At 73.1% G+C, this 23,039-nt stretch carries 20 protein-coding genes; 4 read left to right on the forward strand and 16 right to left on the reverse strand.

Going from position 1 to position 23,039, the window contains the following annotated elements:
- Positions 1 to 167: 167 nt before the first annotated feature.
- Positions 168 to 1,523: a class II 3-deoxy-7-phosphoheptulonate synthase gene (locus IE207_RS01535; RefSeq protein ID WP_190182158.1), complete on the reverse strand. Its 1,356-nt coding sequence runs from the start codon at positions 1,521 to 1,523 to the stop codon at positions 168 to 170.
- 290 nt (positions 1,524 to 1,813) lie between these two features.
- Here IE207_RS01535 and IE207_RS01540 point away from each other — a divergent pair, with 290 nt between their 5' ends.
- Positions 1,814 to 3,697, forward strand: coding sequence for an anthranilate synthase family protein (locus IE207_RS01540; protein WP_190182159.1), 1,884 nt, complete (start codon positions 1,814 to 1,816; stop codon positions 3,695 to 3,697).
- A 228-nt stretch (positions 3,698 to 3,925) separates the two neighbouring features.
- Here IE207_RS01540 and IE207_RS01545 read toward each other — a convergent pair whose 3' ends face one another.
- The 4 genes from IE207_RS01545 to IE207_RS01560 form a co-directional block, all read right to left on the reverse strand.
- Positions 3,926 to 4,954 carry a 6-phosphofructokinase gene (locus IE207_RS01545; RefSeq protein ID WP_190182160.1) on the reverse strand — a complete coding sequence of 343 codons (1,029 nt, stop codon included), beginning with the start codon at positions 4,952 to 4,954 and terminating at the stop codon, positions 3,926 to 3,928.
- A 174-nt stretch (positions 4,955 to 5,128) separates the two neighbouring features.
- Positions 5,129 to 5,773, reverse strand: coding sequence for a response regulator (locus tag IE207_RS01550; protein WP_190182728.1), 645 nt, complete (start codon positions 5,771 to 5,773; stop codon positions 5,129 to 5,131).
- A 23-nt stretch (positions 5,774 to 5,796) separates the two neighbouring features.
- Positions 5,797 to 7,008 (reverse strand): MacS family sensor histidine kinase, encoded by a 1,212-nt coding sequence (gene macS / locus IE207_RS01555; protein ID WP_190182161.1) that lies wholly within the window; start codon positions 7,006 to 7,008, stop codon positions 5,797 to 5,799.
- Positions 7,009 to 7,054: 46 nt separating this feature from the next.
- Positions 7,055 to 7,753 carry a lysophospholipid acyltransferase family protein gene (locus IE207_RS01560; RefSeq protein ID WP_190182729.1) on the reverse strand — a complete coding sequence of 233 codons (699 nt, stop codon included), beginning with the start codon at positions 7,751 to 7,753 and terminating at the stop codon, positions 7,055 to 7,057.
- 171 nt (positions 7,754 to 7,924) lie between these two features.
- Between IE207_RS01560 and IE207_RS01565 the strand changes: the two genes are divergently transcribed.
- Both IE207_RS01565 and IE207_RS01570 read left to right on the forward strand, forming a co-directional pair.
- The gene (locus IE207_RS01565) at positions 7,925 to 8,704 is read left to right on the forward strand and encodes an alpha/beta hydrolase (protein ID WP_190182162.1); all 780 of its coding nucleotides are present in this window, start codon (positions 7,925 to 7,927) and stop codon (positions 8,702 to 8,704) included.
- Positions 8,643 to 9,236: a hypothetical protein gene (locus tag IE207_RS01570; RefSeq protein ID WP_190182163.1), complete on the forward strand. Its 594-nt coding sequence runs from the start codon at positions 8,643 to 8,645 to the stop codon at positions 9,234 to 9,236. Before IE207_RS01565 ends, IE207_RS01570 begins: the two co-directional genes overlap by 62 nt.
- A 189-nt stretch (positions 9,237 to 9,425) precedes the next feature.
- Here the strand turns inward: IE207_RS01570 and IE207_RS01575 are convergent, their stop codons facing one another.
- The 6 genes from IE207_RS01575 to IE207_RS01600 form a co-directional block, all read right to left on the reverse strand.
- Entirely contained in the window at positions 9,426 to 10,193 is a 768-nt protein-coding gene (locus IE207_RS01575; protein WP_190182164.1) for an endonuclease/exonuclease/phosphatase family protein, read from the reverse strand.
- Positions 10,194 to 10,266: 73 nt separating this feature from the next.
- Positions 10,267 to 11,208 carry an ROK family glucokinase gene (locus IE207_RS01580; protein ID WP_190182165.1) on the reverse strand — a complete coding sequence of 314 codons (942 nt, stop codon included), beginning with the start codon at positions 11,206 to 11,208 and terminating at the stop codon, positions 10,267 to 10,269.
- A 61-nt stretch (positions 11,209 to 11,269) separates the two neighbouring features.
- Positions 11,270 to 11,770, reverse strand: a complete 501-nt coding sequence (locus tag IE207_RS01585; protein WP_190182166.1) for a DUF5304 domain-containing protein — start codon at positions 11,768 to 11,770, stop codon at positions 11,270 to 11,272.
- A gap of 76 nt (positions 11,771 to 11,846) precedes the next feature.
- Positions 11,847 to 13,004, reverse strand: coding sequence for an ArsA family ATPase (locus IE207_RS01590; RefSeq protein WP_190182167.1), 1,158 nt, complete (start codon positions 13,002 to 13,004; stop codon positions 11,847 to 11,849).
- 97 nt (positions 13,005 to 13,101) lie between these two features.
- Positions 13,102 to 13,542 (reverse strand): SRPBCC family protein, encoded by a 441-nt coding sequence (locus IE207_RS01595; RefSeq protein WP_190182168.1) that lies wholly within the window; start codon positions 13,540 to 13,542, stop codon positions 13,102 to 13,104.
- Between the two features lie 188 nt (positions 13,543 to 13,730).
- Positions 13,731 to 14,513, reverse strand: a complete 783-nt coding sequence (locus tag IE207_RS01600) for a metallophosphoesterase family protein (protein WP_190182169.1) — start codon at positions 14,511 to 14,513, stop codon at positions 13,731 to 13,733.
- Between the two features lie 229 nt (positions 14,514 to 14,742).
- Here IE207_RS01600 and IE207_RS01605 point away from each other — a divergent pair, with 229 nt between their 5' ends.
- Positions 14,743 to 16,539, forward strand: coding sequence for an AMP-dependent synthetase/ligase (locus tag IE207_RS01605; protein ID WP_190182170.1), 1,797 nt, complete (start codon positions 14,743 to 14,745; stop codon positions 16,537 to 16,539).
- A gap of 25 nt (positions 16,540 to 16,564) precedes the next feature.
- Here IE207_RS01605 and IE207_RS01610 read toward each other — a convergent pair whose 3' ends face one another.
- From IE207_RS01610 to IE207_RS01630, 5 genes are all read right to left on the reverse strand, one after another.
- Positions 16,565 to 18,181: a GMC oxidoreductase gene (locus IE207_RS01610; protein ID WP_229873232.1), complete on the reverse strand. Its 1,617-nt coding sequence runs from the start codon at positions 18,179 to 18,181 to the stop codon at positions 16,565 to 16,567.
- A gap of 177 nt (positions 18,182 to 18,358) precedes the next feature.
- Positions 18,359 to 19,501: a glycosyltransferase family 4 protein gene (locus IE207_RS01615; protein ID WP_190182171.1), complete on the reverse strand. Its 1,143-nt coding sequence runs from the start codon at positions 19,499 to 19,501 to the stop codon at positions 18,359 to 18,361.
- A gap of 24 nt (positions 19,502 to 19,525) precedes the next feature.
- The gene (locus IE207_RS01620) at positions 19,526 to 20,644 is read right to left on the reverse strand and encodes a hypothetical protein (protein WP_190182172.1); all 1,119 of its coding nucleotides are present in this window, start codon (positions 20,642 to 20,644) and stop codon (positions 19,526 to 19,528) included.
- A 25-nt stretch (positions 20,645 to 20,669) separates the two neighbouring features.
- Entirely contained in the window at positions 20,670 to 21,713 is a 1,044-nt protein-coding gene (locus IE207_RS01625; protein WP_190182173.1) for a C40 family peptidase, read from the reverse strand.
- 238 nt (positions 21,714 to 21,951) lie between these two features.
- Positions 21,952 to 22,974 (reverse strand): C40 family peptidase, encoded by a 1,023-nt coding sequence (locus IE207_RS01630; RefSeq protein WP_190182731.1) that lies wholly within the window; start codon positions 22,972 to 22,974, stop codon positions 21,952 to 21,954.
- Positions 22,975 to 23,039: the final 65 nt, after the last annotated feature.

Here is a 23,039-nt window from a genome sequence, read left to right on the forward strand (position 1 = left end):
GACGGCCACCCCTATTCGGTGAGGCTTACCTAACCGTACCTATGGTGAGGGTCGCCTAAAAGACCCGAATACGACAGTGGGGCGCGGATCACATCGATCCGCGCCCCACCGTCACGAGCCGCTCACGGCCCGCTCACGGCCCGCTCACGACCCGTTCACGACCCGCTCTACTGGTCGCGGTACATCTCGGCGACGAGGAACGCCAGGTCCAGCGACTGGCTGCGGTTGAGCCGCGGGTCGCAGGCCGTCTCGTAGCGCTGGTGCAGGTCGTCGACGAAGATCTCGTCGCCGCCGCCCACGCACTCGGTGACGTCGTCACCGGTGAGCTCGACGTGGATGCCGCCCGGGTGGGTGCCCAGGCCCTTGTGGACCTCGAAGAAGCCCTTGACCTCGTCGAGCACGTCGTCGAAACGGCGCGTCTTGTGGCCGGAGGCCGCCTCGAAGGTGTTGCCGTGCATCGGGTCGGTGACCCAGGCGACGGTCGCACCCGACGCGGTGACCTTCTCGACCAGCGTGGGGAGCTTCTCGCGGACCTTGTCGGCACCCATGCGGACGACGAAGGTCAGCCGGCCCGGCTCGCGCTCGGGGTCCAGCCGGTCGATGTACGTCAGCGCCTCGTCCACGGTGGTGGTCGGGCCGAGCTTGATGCCGATCGGGTTGGCGATCTGCGAACAGAACTCGATGTGCGCGTGGTCCAGCTGGCGGGTGCGCTCACCGATCCAGACCATGTGGCCCGAGGTGTCGTACAGCTTGCCGGTCCGCGAGTCGGTGCGGGTCAGCGCACCCTCGTAGTCGAGGAGCAGCGCCTCGTGGGAGGCGTAGAACTCCACCGCCTTGAACTCGGCCGGGTCGGTGCCGCAGGCCTTCATGAAGTTCAGCGCGTTGTCGATCTCCCGCGCGAGCTGCTCGTAGCGCTGCCCGGACGGGGAGTTCCGCACGAAGTCCTGGTTCCAGGCGTGCACCTGGCGCAGGTCGGCGTAACCACCGGTGGTGAAGGCGCGCACCAGGTTCAGCGTCGACGCGGACGCGTGGTACATGCGCTTGAGCCGCTCGGGGTCCGGGATCCGGGCCTCTTCGGTGAAGGCGAAGCCGTTGACGGAGTCGCCGCGGTAGGTCGGCAGGGTGACGCCGTCGCGCGTCTCGGTGTCCTTGGAGCGCGGCTTGGAGTACTGGCCGGCGATGCGGCCGACCTTGACCACGGGCACCGAAGCCGCGTACGTCAGGACGGCACTCATCTGGAGCAGCGTCTTGAGCTTGGCGCGGATGTGGTCGGCGGATACGGCGTCGAAGGCCTCGGCACAGTCGCCGCCCTGGAGCAGGAACGCCTCGCCCTTGGCGACGGCTCCCAGACGGGCGCGCAGCTGATCGCACTCGCCCGCGAAAACGAGGGGCGGATACGACTCGAGGTCCGCGACGACAGCGCGCAGTGCCTCGGCATCGGGGTACGAAGGCTGCTGCGCCGCGGGAAGGTCTCGCCAGGTCGCCTTGACGGCGTGGGCGTGGTTTTCAGCGTTCACGGTCACCTCGTACACATTACGTCGTCACGGGGGACGTCCAGCCCGATGCCCACTTGCTGAGACGAGTGTCTCCGGATATGGGGGGCGCGGTCCGGAGGCTTCGCCTCCGCCGGACGTCCGCTAGGGTCGGCGGCATGTACGCGCACTCGAACCAGAACTGGTGGTGGCCCGCTCCCGGCGGCCCGCTCCTCGCGCGTACCTGAAAACGACACGAGCGACACGAAGGCCGCCCCGAGGGGCGGCCTTCGGCGTTTCGGACGCGGGCCGCCCCTCCCTCCGGAAGGACGCCCACCCCCATGACCACGGACCTCAGCCGCCTGCTGGACGAGTCCTGCCCGCCGTTCGCCCTGTTGCGCCGCCGGACCCCCGGCCGCGACCACGACACCGTCGAGGTGCTGATCGGCCCGGTCCACGAGGCCGGACACCTCGCCGACCTGCCCGTACGGGAGCTGCCCACCCTTGCCCTGGTGCCGTTCCGGCAGATCCGCGAGCGCGGGTTCGACGTACACGACGACGGGACCCCCCTGAGCGTGCTGGCCGCCGAGGAGGCTTACGAGGTCCCGCTCGCCGAGGCGCTGGCCGCGCTGCCGTGCCACGCGGTGCGCGTCGGGGGCGGCGGCTTCGACGTCCCCGACGAGGAGTACGCCGCCACGGTGGAGCGGGTGATCCGGGACGAGATCGGGCGCGGCGAGGGCGCGAACTTCGTCATCCGGCGCACCTACGAGGGCCGGATCCACGGCTTCGGGCGCGCCGACGCGCTCGCCCTGTTCCGGCGGCTGCTGCTGGGCGAGCGGGGCGCGTACTGGACGTACGTGGTCCACACCGGCGAGCGCACCCTGGTCGGCGCCAGCCCGGAGGTGCACGTGCGGATGTCGGGCGGGACGGTCGTGATGAACCCGATCAGCGGGACGTACCGGTACCCGGCCGGGGGGCCCACGGCCGAGTCCCTCCTCGCGTTCCTCGGCGACCGCAAGGAGACCGAGGAGCTGTCGATGGTGGTCGACGAGGAGCTCAAGATGATGTGCACGGTCGGGGACATGGGCGGCGTCGTCGTCGGGCCCCGGCTCAAGGAGATGTCGCACCTCGCGCACACCGAGTACGAGCTGCGCGGACGCTCCTCGCTGGACGTGCGGGAGGTGCTGCGCGAGACGATGTTCGCGGCGACGGTGACGGGTTCGCCCGTCCAGAACGCCTGCCGGGTGATCGAGCGGTACGAGAGCGGCGGCCGCGGCTACTACGCGGGGGCCCTCGCGCTGCTGGGCCGGGACGCCGCGGGGACGCAGACCCTGGACTCCCCCATCCTGATCCGCACCGCCGACATCGCGCCGGACGGGACCCTGCGCGTACCGGTCGGGGCGACGCTGGTGCGGCACTCCGACCCGGCGGGCGAGGTGGCCGAGACCCACGCCAAGGCGGCGGGCGTGCTGGCGGCCCTCGGGGTCCGCCCGGCGGCGCCCCGCCCGGAGCCCGCGGCGGCCGGACTCGGCGCCGATCCCCGGGTGCGGGCGGCGCTCGCGGCCCGGCGCGAGGACCTGGCGCCGTTCTGGCTGCGGATGCAGGACCGGCCGGCGGCGGCGTCGGGCCACGCGCTGGTCGTCGACGGTGAGGACACCTTCACGGCGATGCTGGCCCACGTCCTGAGGGTGACCGGGCTGGAGGTGACCGTACGCCGCTTCGACGACCCGGGGCTGCGGGCGGCGGCCCTGGCCTGGGAGGGCCCCGTCGTCCTGGGCCCCGGCCCGGGGAACCCGGCGGATCCCCAGGATCCCAAGATGCGGGTGCTGCGCGCCCTGGCGGCGGACCTCCTGGCCGGCCACCGGGGCGGCCTGCTCGGGGTCTGCCTGGGCCATGAGCTGCTGGCCGCCGAGCTGGGGCTGCCTCTGGTGCGCAAGGCGGAGCCGGCCCAGGGGGCGCAGACGCGGATCGACCTGTTCGGGGACCCGGAGGTGGTCGGCTTCTACAACACGTACACGGCGCGGTGCTCGGCCGCGGATGCGGCGCGGCTCTCGGCGCGCGGGATCGAGGTCGCCCGGGACCCCGCGAGCGGTGAGGTGCACGCCCTGCGCTCGGCGTCGGGCTTCGCGGGGGTCCAGTTCCACCCGGAGTCGGTCCTGACCCTCCGCGGCGCACACCTCCTGACCGGTCTCCTGACCTCCATCCGCTCCACCACCCCCGCGTAGACCCCGCTCACCGCCCGTCCTGGCCCACCGCCCCCACCGGCGGGCCAGGACGGGGCGGGCGGTCCTGGCGGCGAGACCACCCCGGCCGGGGCCGGGCCCGCCGGGAAGACGGGGAAGCTGCCCGGCGCTCCGCCGACGGCGGCGACGAGCCCGCCGCCGCGGCCGGCCGCGCCCACCGGGCGCCCACCCGCACCCCCGACTTCCGGGTGCGGGGCCCGGGGCGGCGGGTCAGCCGAAGAAGACGCCCGCCTCCTCGTACAGCGCCGGGTCCACCGTCTTGAGCTTCGAGGTGGCCTCGATGATCGGGACCCGGACGATGTCGGTGCCCTTGAGGGCGACCATCTTGCCGAAGTCACCGTCGCGCACCGCGTCGACGGCGTGCAGCCCGAAACGGGTGGCGAGCCAGCGGTCGAAGGCGCTGGGCGTGCCGCCGCGCTGGATGTGGCCGAGCACCGTCGTACGGGCCTCCTTGCCGGTCCGCGCCTCGATCTCCTTGGCCAGCCACTCGCCGACGCCCGACAGCCGGACGTGTCCGAAGGAGTCCTTCGTGGCGTCCTTGAGGACCATCTCCCCGTCCTTCGGCATCGCGCCCTCCGCGACGACCACGATCGGCGCGTAGCTCGACTTGAAGCGGGAGGTCACCCAGGCGCACACCTTGTCCATGTCGAAGCGCTGCTCGGGGATGAGGATGACGTTCGCCCCGCCCGCCAGGCCCGAGTGCAGGGCGATCCAGCCCGCGTGGCGCCCCATCACCTCGACGACCAGCACCCGCATGTGGGACTCGGCCGTGGTGTGCAGCCGGTCGATGGCCTCGGTGGCGATGCCGACGGCGGTGTCGAAGCCGAAGGTGTAGTCCGTGGCCGACAGGTCGTTGTCGATGGTCTTCGGTACCCCGACGCACGGGACGCCGTACTCCTCGAACAGCCGCGCCGCCACGCCCAACGTGTCCTCGCCGCCGATCGCGACGAGTGCCTCGACCTCGTACTTGGCGAGGTTCTCCTTGATCCGCCGGACGCCGTTCTCCTGCTTGAACGGGTTGGTGCGCGAGGAGCCGAGGATGGTCCCGCCGCGCGGGAGGATCCCGCGTACCGCGGCGATGTCGAGGGGGACGGTGTCCCCTTCGACCGGCCCGCGCCAGCCGTCCTTGAACCCGACGAACCGGTAACCGTACTCCTGGACGCCCTTGCGCACGACGCCCCGGATGACCGCGTTGAGCCCCGGGCAGTCGCCGCCGCCCGTCAGCACTCCGACCTTCATGGAATTTCCCTTCGCCACAGGGCCCGCTGGGGGCGCGGGGCCCGCATGACGGCCACGCTAGTGGTGACTCAGGTCACAACAAGGGCCTCGGATGCGTCAATTCCGGTGGAATCGCGGGGCGTTGCGTACACCCGTTCACTCGTACGAGGACGTAAGTACGACGTACGACCGCGGTTACGCGTCGTCCAGGCCGCGCTCTATGGCGTACCGGACGAGCTCCACCCGGTTGTGCAACTGGAGCTTGCCCAGGGTGTTCTGGACGTGGTTCTGCACGGTGCGGTGGGAGATGACCAGCCGCTCCGCGATCTGCTTGTACGACAGCCCCTTGGCCACGAGCCGCAGCACCTCGGTCTCGCGCTCGGTGAGCTGCGGGGCCTTCGGCCCCTCGGCGGCGGCCGGTGCCGGATCGGTGGCCAGGCGCCGGTACTCGCCGAGGACCAGGCCCGCGAGGCCCGGGGTGAAGACCGGGTCGCCGGCCGCGGTGCGGCGGACCGCGTCGATCAGCTCCTGCGCGCCGGCCGACTTCAACAGGTAGCCCGTCGCACCCGACTTGACGGCCTCCAGGACGTCGGCGTGCTCACCGCTGGCGGACAGGACGAGGACGCGCAGCGCCGGGTTGGCGCCGACCAGCTCCTTGCAGACCTGCACCCCCGGCATGCCGGGCAGGTTGAGGTCGAGGACCAGGACGTGCGGGGCGGCGGGGACGGCCCGGCGGACCGCTTCCGGGCCGTCCCCGGCGGTGGCGACGACGTCGAACCCGGCGGCGGCCAGGTCGCGGGCGACCGCGTCGCGCCACATCGGGTGGTCGTCGACGACCATCACCTTGATCTCGTTCGGCTCGGTCACTGGGTTCTCCCCCTCGGTACTTTCAGTTCCACTTCGGTGCCCTGTCCCGGGACGGACACCAGCTCGGCGGTGCCGCCGAGGTCCCGCAGCCGGCCCCGGATCGACAGCGCCACGCCCATCCGCCCCTCGCCCTCCGCCTGGTCGAGCCGGCCGGCCGGGATGCCGGGGCCGTCGTCGCGAACGGTGACGATCACCTCGTCGCCCCAGTCCTCGACCAGGATCCAGGCCCGGGCCCCCTCCCCCGCGTGCTTGCGCACGTTGTCCAGGGCGGCGCCGACGGCCCCCGCCAGCTCGCGGGCGGCGGGCGCGGGCAGCGGCACGGGGCCGCCCGGCTCGGCGAAGCTCACCCGGGACCCGGCGTGCGGGGCGAGCAGGGTCCGCAGGTCCAGCTCCCCCTCGTCGGCGCCCGGCTCCTCGACCTCGTACGCGTCCACGAGCGCGCCCAGCGACTGGTCCCGGGAGACCCGGGAGGCGGGTACGAGCCCGCTGGAGACCAGGGTGCGCAGCGCCACCTCCTGCTCGCCGGCCATCCTGCCGAGTTCCGCCGCCTCGCCGCCGAGTTCGCTGCCGCGCCGCTGGACCATGGCGAGTACCTGGAGGACCCCGTCGTGGATGTCGCGGGCGAGGCGCTCGCGCTCGCGGGTCGCCGCTTCGATCTCCAGGGCGCGGGCGAGGGTGGCCTCGCTGGCGCGGGCGACCTCGACCACGTAGCCGATGGCGATGGAGGCCACCCAGACGAGCAGTACGTTGTGCAGGGTGTCGCGGGTCGGGTCACCGCCGTGGATGACGATGTTGGCGACGGCCACGGGCGTGGAGGCGAAACCGGCCCAGCGCCAGCCGCCCTTGAGGGCGAAGGCGAGGACCGAACCGGCCGTCCAGATGCTGGGGAGGGTGGGACCTCCGGCGCCGATGCGCGCGTGCGTGTCGGCGAGCGCGGTGAGCAGGATGCCGGCGAGCGCGACGGTGAGGTCGGCGCCGAGGAACCGCTTGGTGCAGCGGGCGGCGCTCGCGACGCTGCGGTAGGTGGCCACGGTCCAGACGGCGAGCACGGCGAGGTAGCCCACCGCGACCGCCGGCCGCGCGAACTCCCTGTACGCGCAGAGGAACAGCAGCACCGCGTAGACCATGGTGAGGAGCCGGTAGACGGTCAGGGCGCGCCACAGCGGCTGCTCGACCGACATGCGTACGACCCGCTCGCGTTTCGCCATCTCCCCCACCCCCCGCGCGGGCGGGCGCCGGGGCCCCCGCCCGTTCCTACTCCTTGACCGCCTTGGCGGCCTTCTCCGCGTCGGCGATCTGCCGCTTGGCGGCCGTCGCGTAGATGTCCACGTATTCCTGACCGGAAAGCTTCATGATCTCGTACATGACCTCGTCGGTCACCGAGCGGAGGATGAAGCGGTCGTTCTCCATGCCGCGGTAGCGGCTGAAATCGAGCGGCTTGCCGATCCGGATGCCCGGGCGCATCAGCTTGGGCACCACCTTGCCGGGCGGCTGGATCTTCTCGGTGTCGATCATCGCCACCGGGATCACCGGGGCGCCGGTGGCGAGAGCGACCCGGGCGAGCCCGCCGGGCTTGCCGCGGTAGAGGCGGCCGTCGGGTGAACGCGTTCCCTCGGGGTAGATACCGAACAGCTCACCGCGCTCGATGACCTCGATGCCGCTCTTGATGGCGGCCTCGCCGGCTCCGCGTGCGCCGGACCGGTCCACCGGGAGCTGGCCGACGCCCTTGAAGAAGGCGGCAGTCAGCTTGCCCTTGACGCCGGGGGAGGTGAAGTACTCCGCCTTCGCGATGAAGGTCACCTTCCGGTCCAGTACGGCGGGCAGGAAGAAGGAGTCGGAGAAGGACAGGTGGTTGCTCGCGAGGATCGCCGGCCCCTCCGCGGGGATGTTCTCGAGGCCCTCCACCCACGGCCTGAATGCGAGCTTCAGTGAACCGCCGATGGAGAACTTCATTGCGCCGTAGATCAACTCGAAAGCCTTCCTGTGTCTGTCGAACAGACCTTAACCCCTGGCTGCCGCAGGAGCGGCCCGACGACCCTGGTCGGTGTCACCGCGGTCGCGTACGGTGAAGTCACACAGCGCTACGTACCCCTCGTACCCCCCGCCCTTACAAAGGAGTCCCTGGTGCCCGTCCTCCTTGGAGCAGAGCCGTTCCGCCACGAGGGCGGCCCGGTCGGCGTGCTTCTCTGCCACGGCTTCACCGGTTCCCCGCAGTCGCTCCGCCCCTGGGCCGAGTACCTGGCCGAGCGCGGGCTCACGGTGTCGCTGCCGCTGCTGCCCGGGCACGGGACGCGGTGGCAGGACATGCAGCTCACGGGCTGGCAGGACTGGTACGCCGAGGTCGACCGCGCGCTGCGGGAGCTGCTGGACCGGTGCGAGCAGGTGTTCGTGTTCGGGCTGTCGATGGGCGGGGCGCTGAGCCTGCGGCTGGCGGCGAAGCACGGGGAGTCGATCAGCGGGCTCGTCCTGGTCAACCCCGCCAACAAGGTGCACGACCCGCTGGCCTTCGCGCTGCCGGTGGCGCAGCACTTCATCCGCTCGACGCCCGGCATCGCGAGCGACATCGCGAAGCCGGGATCGGCGGAGGTCGGGTACGACCGGGTGCCGACGCGGGCCGCGCACTCGCTGCGCCGGTTCTTCCGGCTGGTCGACACCGAACTGCCGCAGGTGACCCAGCCGGTTCTGCTGCTGCACAGCCCGCAGGACCATGTCGTACCGCCCGTGGACTCGGCGCGGATCCTGGCCCGCATCTCGTCCACGGACGTGACGGAGACCCTGCTGGAACAGAGCTACCACGTCGCGACGTTGGACCATGACGCGGAGCGGATCTTCGCGGACAGCTATGCGTTCGTCGGGCGGCTCGCGAAGAGCGTCGGCAGGGAGGGGGCGGCCAGCGGTGGCTGAGCACGAGGAGTCGTCTGGGGGCGTGCCCCCGTTGGACGAGGAGGCGGCGTGGGCGGCGATCGTCGCCGGGTACGGGCAGGAACCGCCGGACCCGCCGGGATCCAGACCGTTCCGGCCCATCGAGAACCTGATGCTGCCGGAGGAGGACGTCCAGCCGGAGCGGGAGCCCGAGCCGAAGCCGGACAAGCCCCTGGGCGGCTCGGTGGTCTTCGCCCCGGGCGTGACCCTGAGCCCGCCCCCGGGCCCCCGCGACCACACCCCGGCGGAGCCGGAGGACGGCGACGGCGAGGGCCACTTCGTCCCGCCGGAGCCGGAGCTCCCGCCGGCCGACACCACGGCGAAGTTCGCCTGGCTGGCGGTGGTGGGCGGCCCGGTCCTGCTGCTGCTGGCGGTGCTGCTGCAGTGGGAGATGACCTGGTGGCTGACCACCCTCGGCATCGGCGGTTTCCTGGGCGGCTTCGCCACCCTGGTGGCCCGCATGGCCCACGATGACGACGCCCCCGACGACCCCGGCCGCGGCGCCGTGGTGTGACCCCTTCTTCACGCGCCGCCCGCCCGTCTCGGTGCCGGTGCGCTTGCGCAGGCGGCCCGCACGAACCAGCCCCGCCGGCGTTCGAGGTGCCGGCCCCGGGCGGAGCGCCACGCAGGGCGGCGGGCGGAGTTCGTCGTAGCGGTGCGGCGCCGGGGAGGCGCCCTGGCGCCGAGACGTGCGAGGGACCCGTCAGGAAGGACGAAGGCGGAGGGCGGCCAGGACCGGGAGGTGGTCCGTGGCCGCCTCGAGGTCGGGCTGGGTGATGCCCGGAAGGTGGAGGGGGACGCCGCAGGCCAGGACTTCCACGCCCGGCGACGCGAACACCGCGTCGATGCGGCGCGCCGCCCCGGAGCGGGAGAACGTGTGCTCCCCGCCCCACGGCGCCACCGCCCAGCCGTCCTGCATCGCCGACGCCAGCCGTCGGAACGCCGGCCCGTCCGGGGTCTCGTTCACGTCGCCCGCCGCGATCGCGTACGGGGTGTCCAGTGACCGCACCCGTTCCAGCAGCATCTCCGCCTGCGCCGCCCGCTCCCCCGCGTCCAGCGACAGGTGCGCGCTGACCACCCCCACCCGCACCGCCGTCCCGAACCGTACGACGGCCGTCGCGAAGCCCCGCCGGTGCAGCCCAGGCGTCAGCGGCAGGAGCACGTCCTCGGTGCGCTCCACGAAGGCCCGTAGCGAGCAGAGCAGGAGCGGGCCGGCTGCGCTCCCGCCCCCGCTCAGCACTACCAGATCGCACTTCGAGGCCAGTCGCGCCGCGTGCTTGCGCCACCGGAAGAACAGCGGCGCCTCCTGCACGAACACCAGGTCCGGCTCACACGCCCGGATCACCCGGACCAGCGCTTCCTCATCGTCGCGCAGCGAGCGCACGTTGTAGCTGAGCACCCGGATCACGGCGGAACCGTCGGGCTCCGTAAGGGACTTCGGCAGCGAGGCCGACAGCGAAGGCAGCTCCATGCTTCCCCACCCTACGCAGCTGCCCGCCGCTCCCCCAGGGGGCGCGGCGGGCAGCTGCACATGCCGGTCGCGGTCAGCCCTGGCGGGCCAGGTCCGCCGCGCCGACCAGTCCGGCCTTGCCGCCGAGCTGCGCGGCCAGCACCTGCGCGTGCGGACGCCAGGCGCCGCCGATCAGCCAGCGCTTGAAGGACTTGCGGATCGGGTCGAGCACGAGGTCCCCCTCGTCGGAGACGCCGCCGCCGACGATGAACGCCGACGGGTCGAACAGCGACGCCAGGTCGGCGAGCCCCGCCCCGGCCCAGCGGGCCAGCTCGCGGAAGGAGTCGACGGCCACCGGGCAGCCCTGCCGGGCCGCCTGGCTGATGTGCTTGCCCTCGATGCCGTCGGGGGTGCCGTCGCCGAGCCCGAGCAGGATCGTCGCGTTCTCGGGCGTCGCCTTGGCCCGCTGCTTCGCGTACCGGACCAGCGCGCGCCCGGAGGCATACTGCTCCCAGCAGCCCTGGCTCCCGCACCCGCACAGCAGGCCGTCCGGGACGACCCGGATGTGCCCGAATTCGGCGGCGACGCCGAAGCGCCCGCGCCGCAGCTTGTTCCCGATGATGATGCCGCCGCCGAGGCCCGTGCCGAGGGTGATGCAGATGACGTCGTCGTGGCCCTGGCCAGCACCGAAGCGGTACTCGCCCCAGGCCGCGCAGTTCGCGTCGTTCTCGACGACGACGGGGAGGCCGATGCGCTGCTCGACCTTGTCCTTGAGCGGCTCGTGCCGCCAGTTGATGTTGGGGGCGAAGAGTACGGTGGCGCGCTTGTCGTCCACGTACCCGGCGGCGCCGATGCCCACCGCGTCGATGCTGTGGTTGCTGCTGACTTCGGACACTGCGGTGCAGATCGCGTCGGTCACGCCGTCCGGGGTCGGCGGGGTGGGCACCTTGTACGTCTCAAGGATGGTGCCCTCTTCGTCGACCACGCCGGCCGCGATCTTCGTGCCGCCGATGTCGACGCCGATGGTGAGTCCCATTAGTCCCTCGGTTTCCGGTCAAACCCCGCCACGGCCAACCGTACCCGAGCGCGGCGGAGGTTCAGTCGAGATCGATGCGCTCGCCCGGCCCGGGGCCGGTGTCCCCGTCGTCGTCGTGCCTCGGGTCGTCGCCGTCGCGGCGAGGGTCGCGCTCGGCGCGCGGCGGCGTCGGCCGCTGCTGCGTCCAGCGGCGCTCGTGGCCCTCGACGGCGGAGCGGTAGGCGGCGAGCAGCTCGGAACCCGCGGCGGCGAGGTGGTCGAAGACCTCCGGGTTGCGTTCGACCACGGGCTTGACGGCGGTCCTGGCCTGGTCGACGAACTGGCGTACGGCGCCCTGGGCGGCGGCGCCCAGCAGCGGGTTGTTCAGGGAGGAGACCTTGTCGGCGACGGCTTCGAAGAGCTTGAACAGCTCCTCGGCGGCGGTACCGGTCCCGCCGCGGGACCCGTCGTCCCCGGCGGCGCCCCGCTCGGCGCGGAGGCGCTCCTTCTCGGCGGCGAGGTCCTCGGCGCAGGCCTTGGCCCAGGCGTCGTCGTCGGTGGTGCGGTCGGTGGCCTCGCTCATGGCGGACACTCCTGCGGCGGCTGCGTTATGTGCGGTACGGGCTACCTTCGACGGTACCCGAACGGCGGTACGGGAATCAGCGCGCGCGGGGCCACAGCTGCGGGTCCGGGGTGAACCGGACGCGGAGCACGCCGTCGGCGAGGGCGGCTCCGGACACCGTGCAGCGGCGCAGCGCGGAGGGCAGCGGAACGATCCTGCGGTAGGGCCCGGCCGCCAGGAGCAGCTCGTCCCCGCGCCGGACCAGGTCGAGGTCGGCCTTGCGGGCGCCGGGCAGCGGGATCGCCCAGACGAGCACGCCGTCCCCGGCGCGCCGGTCCTCGACGTCCCAGGCCGGGCGGGGCGCGGCGGCGGCCGGAGCGAGGCCGGGGGCGGAGGCCGCGAGCAGGGCCGTGTCCTCGGGGCCCTCGGGGTCGCGTCCGAGGTGCGGGAGCGGGACCACGGGCAGCTCGTCGGCCCACTGGGCGGCGTACTTCTCCTGCTGGGCGGCGAGTCCGGCCAGCCAGGGGTCGGCGCAGTCCTGCGGCAGGGTCCGGTTCGCGACGAGGGACCCGGCCGGCAGCTGGTGCAGGGCCAGCCCGAGCCGTCCGGTGCGCAGCGCCAAGTGGGCTCCGGGACCGGGTTCGGCGACGAGCCGCACCTCGGTCGTGGGGGCCTCGACGACGGCTTGCACGGCGGCCAGCTCCTCGTCCCAGCGGGCGGCGGCCTCGTAGAGCCACCGGGCCGGCATGGGCACCCCGGCCAGCTGGGCCAGTACGGGGCGCAGGGCGCGGGCGGCCTGCCGTTCGGCGGGGAGCAGCCGGGCCAGGTAGCGGCGCAGCTGGGCGGGGAGGGCGAGGGTGGTCACCGTCTGGTGCAGCGGGGGCATGTCCACGACGACGAGGTCGGTGTCGGGGGCGACGGCGGCCCGCCGCAGGGCGCGGAGCAGCGCGAACTGCTCGGCGCCCGGCAGCTCGGTGAGTTCCTCGGCGGCCAGGGGCCGGCTGCCGAGCATGCCGAGGAGGGTGGCGCCGCGTTCCTGGAGGGCGACGAGTTCGGCCCGGAACTCCTCACCGGAGTCGATCCGTGCGACCCGCAGCCCGCGCACGTCCGGGCCGACCAGCGCGGCGAGCGGATCGCCGGGGTCGCCGGAGAGCAGCAGCACGCGCCGTCCGGCCCGCGCGGCGGCGACCGAGGTGACGGCGGCCACGGTGGTCCGCCCGGCCCCGCCGGGTCCGGTGATCAGCAGTGTGCGCATGGTGCGGGTACTCCGGGTCGTGTGCCTGTGGCCGCGCGGAGCCGGGCTCCGCCCCACACCCCGGGCTTCGAACGAGTGGTCGTGCCGGAACGGGTGGTCAGGCCGATTCGACGCGCTTCTTGAGGCCCGCCAGGGCGCGGTCGATGATGACCTTCTCGGCCTTGCGCTTGATCATGCCCAGCATCGGGATCTTGACGTCCACCGTCAGCTGGTACGTCACCTCGGTGCGGGTGCCGCCGGCGACCGGGGTCAGCTTGTACGAGCCGTCGAGCTGGCGCAGCATCTGCGACTTGTCCAGGGTCCAGCTGACCTCGTCCGGGCCCTTCCAGGTGTACGCGAGCGTGTGGTCGTCCTTGATCGCTCCGGCGTCGAGCAGCAGCCGGACCTTTTCCGCGCGGCCCTGGGCGTCGGTGGCCAGCACCTCCGCCTCCTTCACCTCACCGGTCCACTCCGGGTAGCGGGCGAAGTCGGCGATCACGGCCATGACGTCGGCCGGGGCCGCATCGATCGTGATACTCGAACTGGTGTGTTCCGCCATCGCGGTCGCTCCTCCGGGGAGTTCGACAAGTGTGTGGGGGCCTCCGGCCGCCGGGTGAAGGCTACCGCGCGTGCGGACCCCGCCACTCCGCGGACCCCGGTACTTCACGGACCCCGGCACCTCGCGGACCCCGGCACCTCGCGGACCCCGGCACCCCGCGGCGCGTGCGCCGCCCCCAGGGGTGCCGTTCACCACTCCAGTGCCCACGGCCGCCCCGTCGCCGCGAAGTGACCGACGTTCACGCACTCCGTGCCGCCGATCCGCATCCGCCGCGCCAGCGGCTGGTGGACGTGTCCGAAGAGCGCGTACTTGGGCCGCATCCGCCGGATCGCCGCCAGCAGCGCCTCGCTGCCCCGCTCGAAGCGCCGGGCCACCGTGTCGTAGCAGAGCTCGGGCACCTCCGGCGGGATGTGCGAGCACAGCACGTCCACCTCGCCCAGCGCCTCGACCTTGACCGCGTACTCCTCGACGTCCACCTCGTACGGCGTCCGCATCGGCGTCGGCAGCCCGCCGCCCACGAAGCCGAAGACCCGGCCGCCGATCTCCACCCGCTGGCCGTCGAGCACGGTCGTACCGGGGCCGGCGTACTCCTTCCACAGTCCCGGGACGTCGACGTTGCCGTACGTGGCGTACGTCGGGCTCGGGAACGCGGCGAACATGTCCGCGTACTGGCGCCGGACCGCGCCCTCGATCAGCCGCTCCCGGTCCAGCCCGGCCCACAGCGTGCGCCCGAAATCGCGGGCCTCCGCGAAGCGCCGCTGCGTGCGCAGCTCCACGATCCGGTGGGCGTTCTCGACGCCGAACAGGTCGGGGAAGATCCCGCGCGAGTGGTCCGCGTAGTCGAGGAAAAGGACGAGGTCACCGAGGCAGATCAGCGCGTCGGCGCCGTCCCCGGCCCGCGCGAGCGCCTCGGTGTTGCCGTGGACGTCGCTGACGACGTGGACCCGCGTACGACTCTTCCCGCCACTCATGCCGCCACCCTAGGGGCGCCCGGGCTCCTCGGGTAGGGGCACCCCCGCAGGCGGCCGGACCTGCGGTTACTTCCGGGTCGTCGGCAGGGTCGACTACTGTCGGCAGGGGACCGCCGCGCCATGTGACGCACGGAACATCTGGCCGGTTCCCCCTATCGTGAACCCACTACCGGTGGGTAACGTCCGGTCGGTCCACACGGTGGCGATGGCGCCCAGAGGAGCAGCAGTCTTGCGCGAGTTCAGCCTTCCGGCCCTGTACGAGGTCCCGTCGGACGGGAACCTGACGGATCTCATCCGCCGCAACGCCGCCCAGCATCCCGATACCGCCGTCATGAGCCGCAAGGTCGACGGCCGGTGGCAGGACGTCACGGCGACCGAGTTCCTGGCCGAGGTCCGCACCGCGGCCAAGGGCCTGATCGCGGCGGGCGTCCAGCCCGGCGAGCGCGTCGCCCTGATCTCCCGCACCCGCTACGAGTGGGTGCTGTTCGACTTCGCGATCTGGAGCGCGGGCGCCATCACCGTGCCCGTCTACGAGACCAGCTCGGCCGAGCAGATCCAGTGGATCCTCGGGGACTCCGGCGCCGCCGCGGTGATCGCCGAGAGCCCGGGGCACAGCGCGACCGTGGCCGCCCTGCGCGACCGGCTGCCGGAGCTGCGCGAGGTCTGGGAGATCGAGCAGGGCGCCTTCGAGGCGCTCAAGGCGGCGGGCGCGGATGTTTCCGACGACGAGGTCGACCGCCGCAGCTCGCTCGCCAACGCCGACGACACGGCCACCATCGTCTACACCTCGGGCACCACCGGCCGCCCCAAGGGCTGCGTGCTGACCCACCGCAACTTCTTCGCGGAGTGCGGCAACGTCGTGGAGCGCCTCAGCCCGCTGTTCCGTACCGGTGAGTGTTCCGTGCTGCTCTTCCTGCCGGCCGCGCACGTCTTCGGGCGCCTGGTGGAGGTGGCGTCCGTGCTGGCGCCGATCCGCCTGGGCTGCGTACCGGACATCAAGAACCTCACCGACGAGCTCGCGTCCTTCAAGCCGACGCTGATCCTCGGGGTGCCGCGCGTCTTCGAGAAGGTCTACAACTCGGCGCGCGCCAAGGCCCAGGCCGACGGCAAGGGCAAGATCTTCGACGCGGCGGCCGAGACGGCCATCGCCTACAGCCGCGCCCTGGACACCCCGGGCGGCCCGTCCCTCGGACTGCGGCTCAAGCACAAGCTCTTCACCAAGCTGGTCTACAGCAAGCTGCACACGGTCCTCGGCGGGCGCGGCGAGTACGCGATCTCCGGTGGCGCCCCGCTGGGCGAGCGGCTCGGCCACTTCTTCCGCGGCATCGGCTTCACGGTCCTGGAGGGCTACGGCCTGACCGAGTCCTGCGCGGCCACCGCCTTCAACCCGTGGGACCGTACGAAGATCGGTACGGTCGGGCAGCCGCTGCCGGGCTCGGTGGTGCGCATCGCCGACGACGGCGAGGTGCTGGTGCACGGCGAGCACGTCTTCACGGGCTACTGGAACAACGAGGCGGCGACCGCCGAGGCGCTGTCCGACGGCTGGTTCCACACCGGCGACGTCGGCACCCTCGACGAGGACGGCTACCTCTCGATCACCGGGCGCAAGAAGGAACTCATCGTCACCGCCGGCGGCAAGAACGTGGCGCCCGCGGTGATCGAGGACCGCATCCGCGCCCACGCGCTCGTCGCGGAGTGCATGGTGGTCGGCGACGCGAGGCCGTTCGTGGCCGCGCTGGTCACCATCGACGAGGAGTTCCTCGGCCGGTGGGCCGCGGAGCACGGCAAGCCGGCCGGGGTGACCGCGGCGGAGCTGCGCGAGGACGCCGACCTCGTCGCCGCCGTCCAGCAGGCCGTGGACGACGGCAACGCGGCGGTCTCCAAGGCGGAATCGGTGCGGAAGTTCCGCATCCTCGCCTCCCAGTTCACGGAGGAGTCGGGCCACATCACGCCGTCGCTCAAGCTCAAGCGCAACGTGGTGGCGAAGGACTTCGCGCACGAGATCGACGCCCTGTACCGGGGCTAGGGCGCAGGGGGCCCGCGCCCGGTGCTCAGCGCGGGTCCTCCGCCAGGATCCGCGCCATGTTCCGCTCGGCGAGTGTGGTGATGGTGACGAACGGGTTCACGCCGAGCGAGCCGGGGATCAGCGAGCCGTCGACGACGTACAGCCCCCGGTAGCCCTTGGCGCGGCCGTAGTCGTCGGTCGCCTCGCCGAGGACGCAGCCGCCGAGCGGGTGGTAGGTGAAGTCGTCGGCGAAGGCCCTGTTGCCGCCGAACAGGTCGTAGCGGTAGATCGTGAAGTTGGCCCGGTTCACGCGGTCGAAGAGGTTCTTGGCAGCGGCGACGGACGGGGCGTTCTGGTCCCGGGTCCAGTTGAGCCGGGCCGCGTCGGCCGCCGCGTCGTACGTGAAGTGGCCGCGTTCGGGGTTCTTGGTGATGGCCAGGTACATCGAGATCCAGTGCTCGAACCCCATGGGGAGCGGGGCGATCTCGGCGAAGACCGGGTTGGCCGCGTTGTCCCAGTCGTCGATCCCGAGGGCGGGCATGGTGGCCTGGTTCGCGCCCACGGTGTCCCAGAGGTGGTTGGCGCGGGCGGTCATGACGTTGCCGTTGTGGCCCCAGCCGCGGCCGACCGCCTCCGCCAGTTCGGGCAGGGACCCGGTCTCGCGGGCGCGCAGCAGGATCTCGGTGGTGCCGAGGCTGCCGGCGCCCAGGAAGAGCTGGGCGCAGCCGAGTTCGCGGGTCTGGGTGACCCGGCCGGTCAGGTCGATGGTGCGTACGGTCAGCACGTACCCGCCGGACGGATCGCGGCGTACGCCGACCACCCGCTGGAGGGTTTCGATGGTGACGTTGCCGGTGCCGAGGGCGGCGGCGAGGTAGGTCTTGTCGAGGCTCTTCTTGCCGTGGTTGTTGCCGTAGATGACCTCGCCCGCGAGGGCGGATCTGGTGGCGGTGCCGGCCGCTTCGCGCTGCATGTAGGCGAAGTCGTAGACGTTGGGCACGAAGGTGGTCCTGAGCCCGGTGTTGCCGGCGTGTTTGCGGGAGATCCGGGCGAAGCGGTACCACTCGGTGGACTCGAACCAGGCGGGGTCGATGTCGCCCACGCCGAGCATGGCGCGGGCGCGGGGGTAGTAGGTGCCGTACATCTCGTCGGCGTCGACGCGGGGCAGGACCTCGCTGAAGTAGGACCGGCGGGGCGTGGGTGCCATGCCGCCGTTGACGAGCGAGCCTCCGCCCACCCCGCGTCCCACGTACACGGACATGCCGTCGTAGTTCACCCGGTCGAGGACGCCGGGGTACGGGCTGATGTCACGGTTGACCACGTCGAGCCAGAGGAACTGGGCGAGCGGGGCCTCGGTGCGGTTGCGGAACCACATGGAGCGCTGGTCGGGGGCGGACGTGGAGGGGAAGACCTTCCCGTCGGGCCCGGGCGTGTTCCAGAGCCGGCCCATTTCGAGGACGACGGTCCGCACTCCGGCCTGCCCCAGGCGCAGGGCCGCGACGGCGGCCCCGTACCCGGACCCGACGACGATGGCGGGGGCGTACCGGGCGGCGGGCGGCTCGACCGCGGCGGCGGCGCCGAGCCCGATGCGGGTGAAACCGAGGACGGCGGCGGTCTGCAGGGCGCCGGCCCCCAGCAGTTGACGACGCGTCAGATGGGGTGTCATGGGCGCATCATGAGCGGATTCCGCCCAACCGGCCATAACCCGCACTGACATGCATGTGAGTAACAGTCAGACATGTCGCGACCGTATCCGCGGCGCGCCGTCGCCCGTCCGGTTCGCCGGACCGCCCCCGTGATCGGCCGCGAGGTGCGATACTCCCCCTCCCGCACGGCCGGGCGGCTACAGCAGCTCGCGCAACCGCTCCGCGAGGAGGTCCCAGCGCCAGCGTTCCTCGACCCAGGCCCGGCCGCGCTCGCCCATGCGCCGACGCAGCTCCGGGTCCCGGAGCAGGGTCACGATCCGGTCCGCGGCCTCGTCCGGGGCCCCGCCCCGGACCACCCAGCCGGTCTCCCCGTCCAGCACCGCGTCCGGTGCACCGCCCGAGTCGCCCGCCACCACGGGCAGGCCGGTGGCGGAGGCTTCGAGGTAGACGATGCCGAGGCCCTCCACGTCGAGGCCGCCGCGCCGGGTCCGGCACGGCATCGCGAAGACGTCCCCGGCGCCGTAGTGGGCGGGCAGCTCCGCCCAGGGGACCGGTCCGGTGAAGACCACCGAGTCCGCGACCCCCCTGGAGGCCGCCAGTGCCCGCAGGTCCGCCTCGTACGGGCCGCCGCCGACGATGAGCAGCACCGCGTCCGGCACCGCCGCCAGGATCCGCGGCATCGCCTCGATCAGGGTGTCCTGCCCCTTGCGCCGCACGAGGCGGGACACGCACACCACCACCGGCCGGTCGGTCAGGCCCAGTCGGGCCCGCACCGCCGCGCCGCCCGATCCGGGGTGGAAGGTCTTCTCGTCCACCCCGGGCGGGAGTTGCGTCATCCGCGCCGCCGCCGGCCCGGTCAGCGCCGAGGCGATCCGGGTGCGCGTGTACTGGCCCAGGTAGGTCAGCGTGTCGGTGCCCTCGCCGATCCGCCGCAGCAGCTGCCGGGCGGCCGGCAGCTGCGCCCAGCCCGCTTCGTGCCCGTGCGTGGTCGCGACGATCCGCCGGGCCCCCGCCCGCCGCAGCGCCGGGCCCATCAGCCCCAGCGGGGCCGCCGCGCCGAACCACACCGACTCGCAGCCGTGTTCGCCGAGCAGCTCCACCGCACGCCGCGTGACGCGGGGCGTCGGCAGCAGCATCGTCGTACGGTCGCGCACCACCTGGAAGGGCTGCTCCGCGTCGAAGGCGGCGGTGGCCGCGCGGCCCTCTTCGTCGTGCTTCCAGGTGGAGGCGTAGACGACGATCCGGTCGGGATCCAGCCGCAGCGCCATGTTGTGCAGGAAGGCCTGGATGCCGCCCGGTCGCGGCGGGAAGTCATTGGTCACGATCAGCGTCTTGTGCATCGCCAGCCAACGTACCCGACGCCCCTACCCGAGCTGCTCCCGCAGGGCCTCTCGCCAGAGCCGGGTGAGTTCCCCCCGGTCCGTCCCCAGGCCTTCGTCCAGGGCCACGGACAGGGGGGCGCGGCCCGCCTCCTCGTACAGCCGCACCAGCGCCGCGTCGCCCCACTTCGCCGCGATGAGCCGGCAGGCGAGCCACGCCCCCTCGTACGACCGCGCGAGCGCCTCCGGGTCACCGCCGAAGGCGAAGTCCCCGTCCGCGGGCAGCGCACCCGGCAGCTCGCCGCGCCGCACCGCGCGGGCCAGCTCCGGCGCGGCCTCGGCCGGGGTGCGGTCCGTGGCGCGGTACGCGGCCCAGTCCGCGAAGCCTTCGGACAGCCACAGCGGGGTCGTGGCCGAGGTCGCGGCGCGGGTCGCCACATGGGTCACCTCATGGGTCAGCACGATGCCGCGGCCCGCCTCCGACAGGCCCGCGTACCCCTCCGGGTTGATCACGACCCGGTCGGCCGGGGCCGGCCCGGCCCCCACCCGGCCGGTGGTGACGGCGCCCATCCCCCGGTACGCGTCGGCCGGCTGCCCGAGCAGGGCCGCCATCGCGTCGAGCGTTCCCGGGACGAGCACCACCAGCCGGCCCGCCCACGGCCGCGGCCAGGCGGCGCTCACCGCGGGCACCGCCCGGTCGGCCTCCGCCGCGATCCCGGACAGCGTCTGCGGGGCCTGTCCGACGCCGAGCACCAGGGCGTGCGCTCCCCGTACGGCCGTCACCGCGCCCTGGTCCCACAGCTGCGGCGGGGCGCCCGGAGCGGGGCGGTCGGCCGCGACCCGCCAGCCGCCGGCGCCGTCCCCGGCCAGTTCCACCTCGCGCCGCGCGTCCGCCGCGGCGGTGTCGTAGCCGGCCAGCCGGTAGTGCAGTACCGCCCGCGCGAAGGCCCGTACGCCGTCCCGGCGCACCGAGCTGACCTCGTACGACCACCCCGCCAGCGGGATCCCGGCGAGCCGGGCGGGCGGCGCCGCGGCCCAGTCGGCGACGGCCCGCCGGACGGCGGCGTCCGCGGCGCCGGCGCCGGGTGCGGCGCAGCCGGCCGGCAGCCCGCACAGCAGCAGGGCGAGCACGAGGAGGCGTACGGGGCGACGCGCGGGAGGCATCCGCCGATCGTACGCACCCGCCCCGTCAGGGCCGGGTCACCGAGGAAACCGGCATCATCCCCACCGGGTCGTACCGCACCCGGGCCCCCGGGTAGGGGGCGTGGACCACCTGGCCGTTGCCGACGTACATGGCGACGTGGCTGGCGTCCGAGCGGTACGTCACCAGGTCCCCCGGCTGCGCCTGCGACAGCGGCACGGGCCGGCCCGCGTACCGCTGCGCCTGCGAGGTGCGCGGCAGGGAGACCCCGGCCTGGCGGTAGGACCACACCATCAGCCCGGAGCAGTCGAAGCCGGACGGCCCGGTGGAACCCCACACGTACGGCCGCCCGACCGCGGCCCGGGCCGCACGCACCGCGGCCGCCGCCCGGGAGGAGGCGGGGACGGCCGACGACAGGTCCGGCAGCGCGTCGGCGCGGCCGCCCGAACGCGAGGCCCGCTCGAAGTCGGCCCGCTCCTCGGACGGCATCGCGTCCAGCAGCCGGCGGGCCGCCGCGAGCTTCGCCGTGACGGCCCGCTTGTGCTCCGCGACGTCCGAGCGCAGCGCCTCCAGCTCGGCCAGCTTGGCCGAGGCCTCCTGGCGCTCCTGGGCGATCCGGCGCTGTTCCTCGCGCAGTTCGGCGAGTTGCCGGGCCTGGCGGTCGCTGAGCCGGTCGAGTACGGCGGCGTTGTCGAGGTAGCCGTCGGGGTCCTCGGACAGCATCAGCGCGAGGGCGGGGTCGATGCCGCCGGAACGGTACTGGGCCCCGGCGAAGGCGCCGAGCACGCCGCGCATGGTGTTGATGCGGTCCTGGCCCCTGGCCACCGCGTCCTGGGCCCGGCTGATCTCGGCCCGGAGCTTGCCGGCCTTCTCGTCGGCCTCGTTGTAGCGCTCGGTGGCCTGCTCGGCCTCCTCGAAGAGCCGGTCGACCTGGGCGCGGGCACCGGCCGGGGGGTCCATCGGGAGGCCGGGGGCCGCACTCGCGACCGCCCCCGTCAGGGCGACGGCGGCGCCGGCCGCGGCGGCGGTGAAGGCGGTGAGCTTGATGCTCCGGTCGAGGCCGGTGAGCCCGGGCCGGCGATGGGACGCCACGTGAAACCGCTCCCTTGCGCTGCGCGCAGCCCGGGCCCGCCCCCCGTGGACGGACGTGTGCCGGGTTCCGCGCTGGCAGACAGTAGCCGCAGCCGCAGGGCACCGGACACGGCCGTCCGGGGGCACGCACGACGACGCCCCGCCGGATACGCAGGTCATCGGCGGGGCGTGGGGTCAGGGCGGGGCCGCGCAATTCGCCCGGATGGGCGGTGTGGGGAGCGTCCCGGGGGCGTTCGGCTCAGCCGACGCGGACGCCGAACTGGAACGGCATGTTGTCCATCGACTCGTACTTGACGCCGCCCTTGGGGTTGGAGGCGTGCAGCGTCATGTTGTTGCCCGCGTACAGGCCGACGTGGTGCAGGTCGTCGTAGAAGAACACCAGGTCGCCCGGCTGGAGCTGGCTGCGGCCGATGCGGGTGCCGTCGTTCACCTGGGTGTAGGTGACGCGGCTGATGCTGACGCCCGCCTGCGCGTAGGCCCACTGGGTGAGTCCGGAGCAGTCGAAGGAGCTGGGCCCCGTGTCGCCCATGTGGTACCCCATGCCCAGCTTCGTCTTGGCGGCGGCGAGCGCGGCGCCGGCCCGGCCCGAGCCCTTGACGTTCCCGGCGCTCTGGGCCGCGCTGTTGCTGGACTTGCCCTCCTCGTCCTGGAGCTGCGCCCGGTCCTGCGCGCTCAGGCTGTTCAACTGGGCCTGGGCCTGGGCCAGCTTGTCCTGCGCGGCCTTCTTCTGCTCGCCGAGCACCTTGCGGGTGGAGTCGAGGTCCGTGAGCTTGCCCGCGGCCTCCTGGCGCTGCTGCGCGAGGGCGCGCTGCTTGGCCTGGATCCTTCCGACGGCCTCGATCTGCTTGGCGCTCAACTGCTGGAGCGTGGACGCCTTGTCGAGGTAGCTCTGCGGGTCGTCGGAGAGGAGCAGCGTCAGCGACTGGTCGATGCCGCCGGTGCGGTACTGGGCGCTGGCCATCGAACCCAGCGTGTTGCGCATGTCGTTGAGTTCGAGCTGGCCGCGCGCGACCTGGTCCTGGAGCTGCGCGATCTCCTTCTCCAGCTTGTCCTGACGGTCCTTGGCCCCGTTGAACTTCTCGGTGGCCTGTTCCGCCTCGTCGTAGAGGGTGTCGACCTTCGCCTTGACCTCGTCCTTGCTCGGCTTGTCAGGGGCGGCCATGGCCGACTGCGAGGAGAGGGCGACAGCCGCTGCGGCGAAGGCGGTGAGCGCGGTCACGCGCGAGCGGCTCGGCTGCTTGGGTCGACGGTGGGACGCCACGAAGGCGAGCTCCTTCTTCCTCGCGCCGCCGGACGGGAACACCACACGCTCGGCAGCACCTCCGC

Origin of the sequence: Streptomyces cirratus, assembly GCF_014650775.1 — a bacterium.
GTDB classification, from domain to species: domain Bacteria; phylum Actinomycetota; class Actinomycetes; order Streptomycetales; family Streptomycetaceae; genus Streptomyces; species Streptomyces cirratus.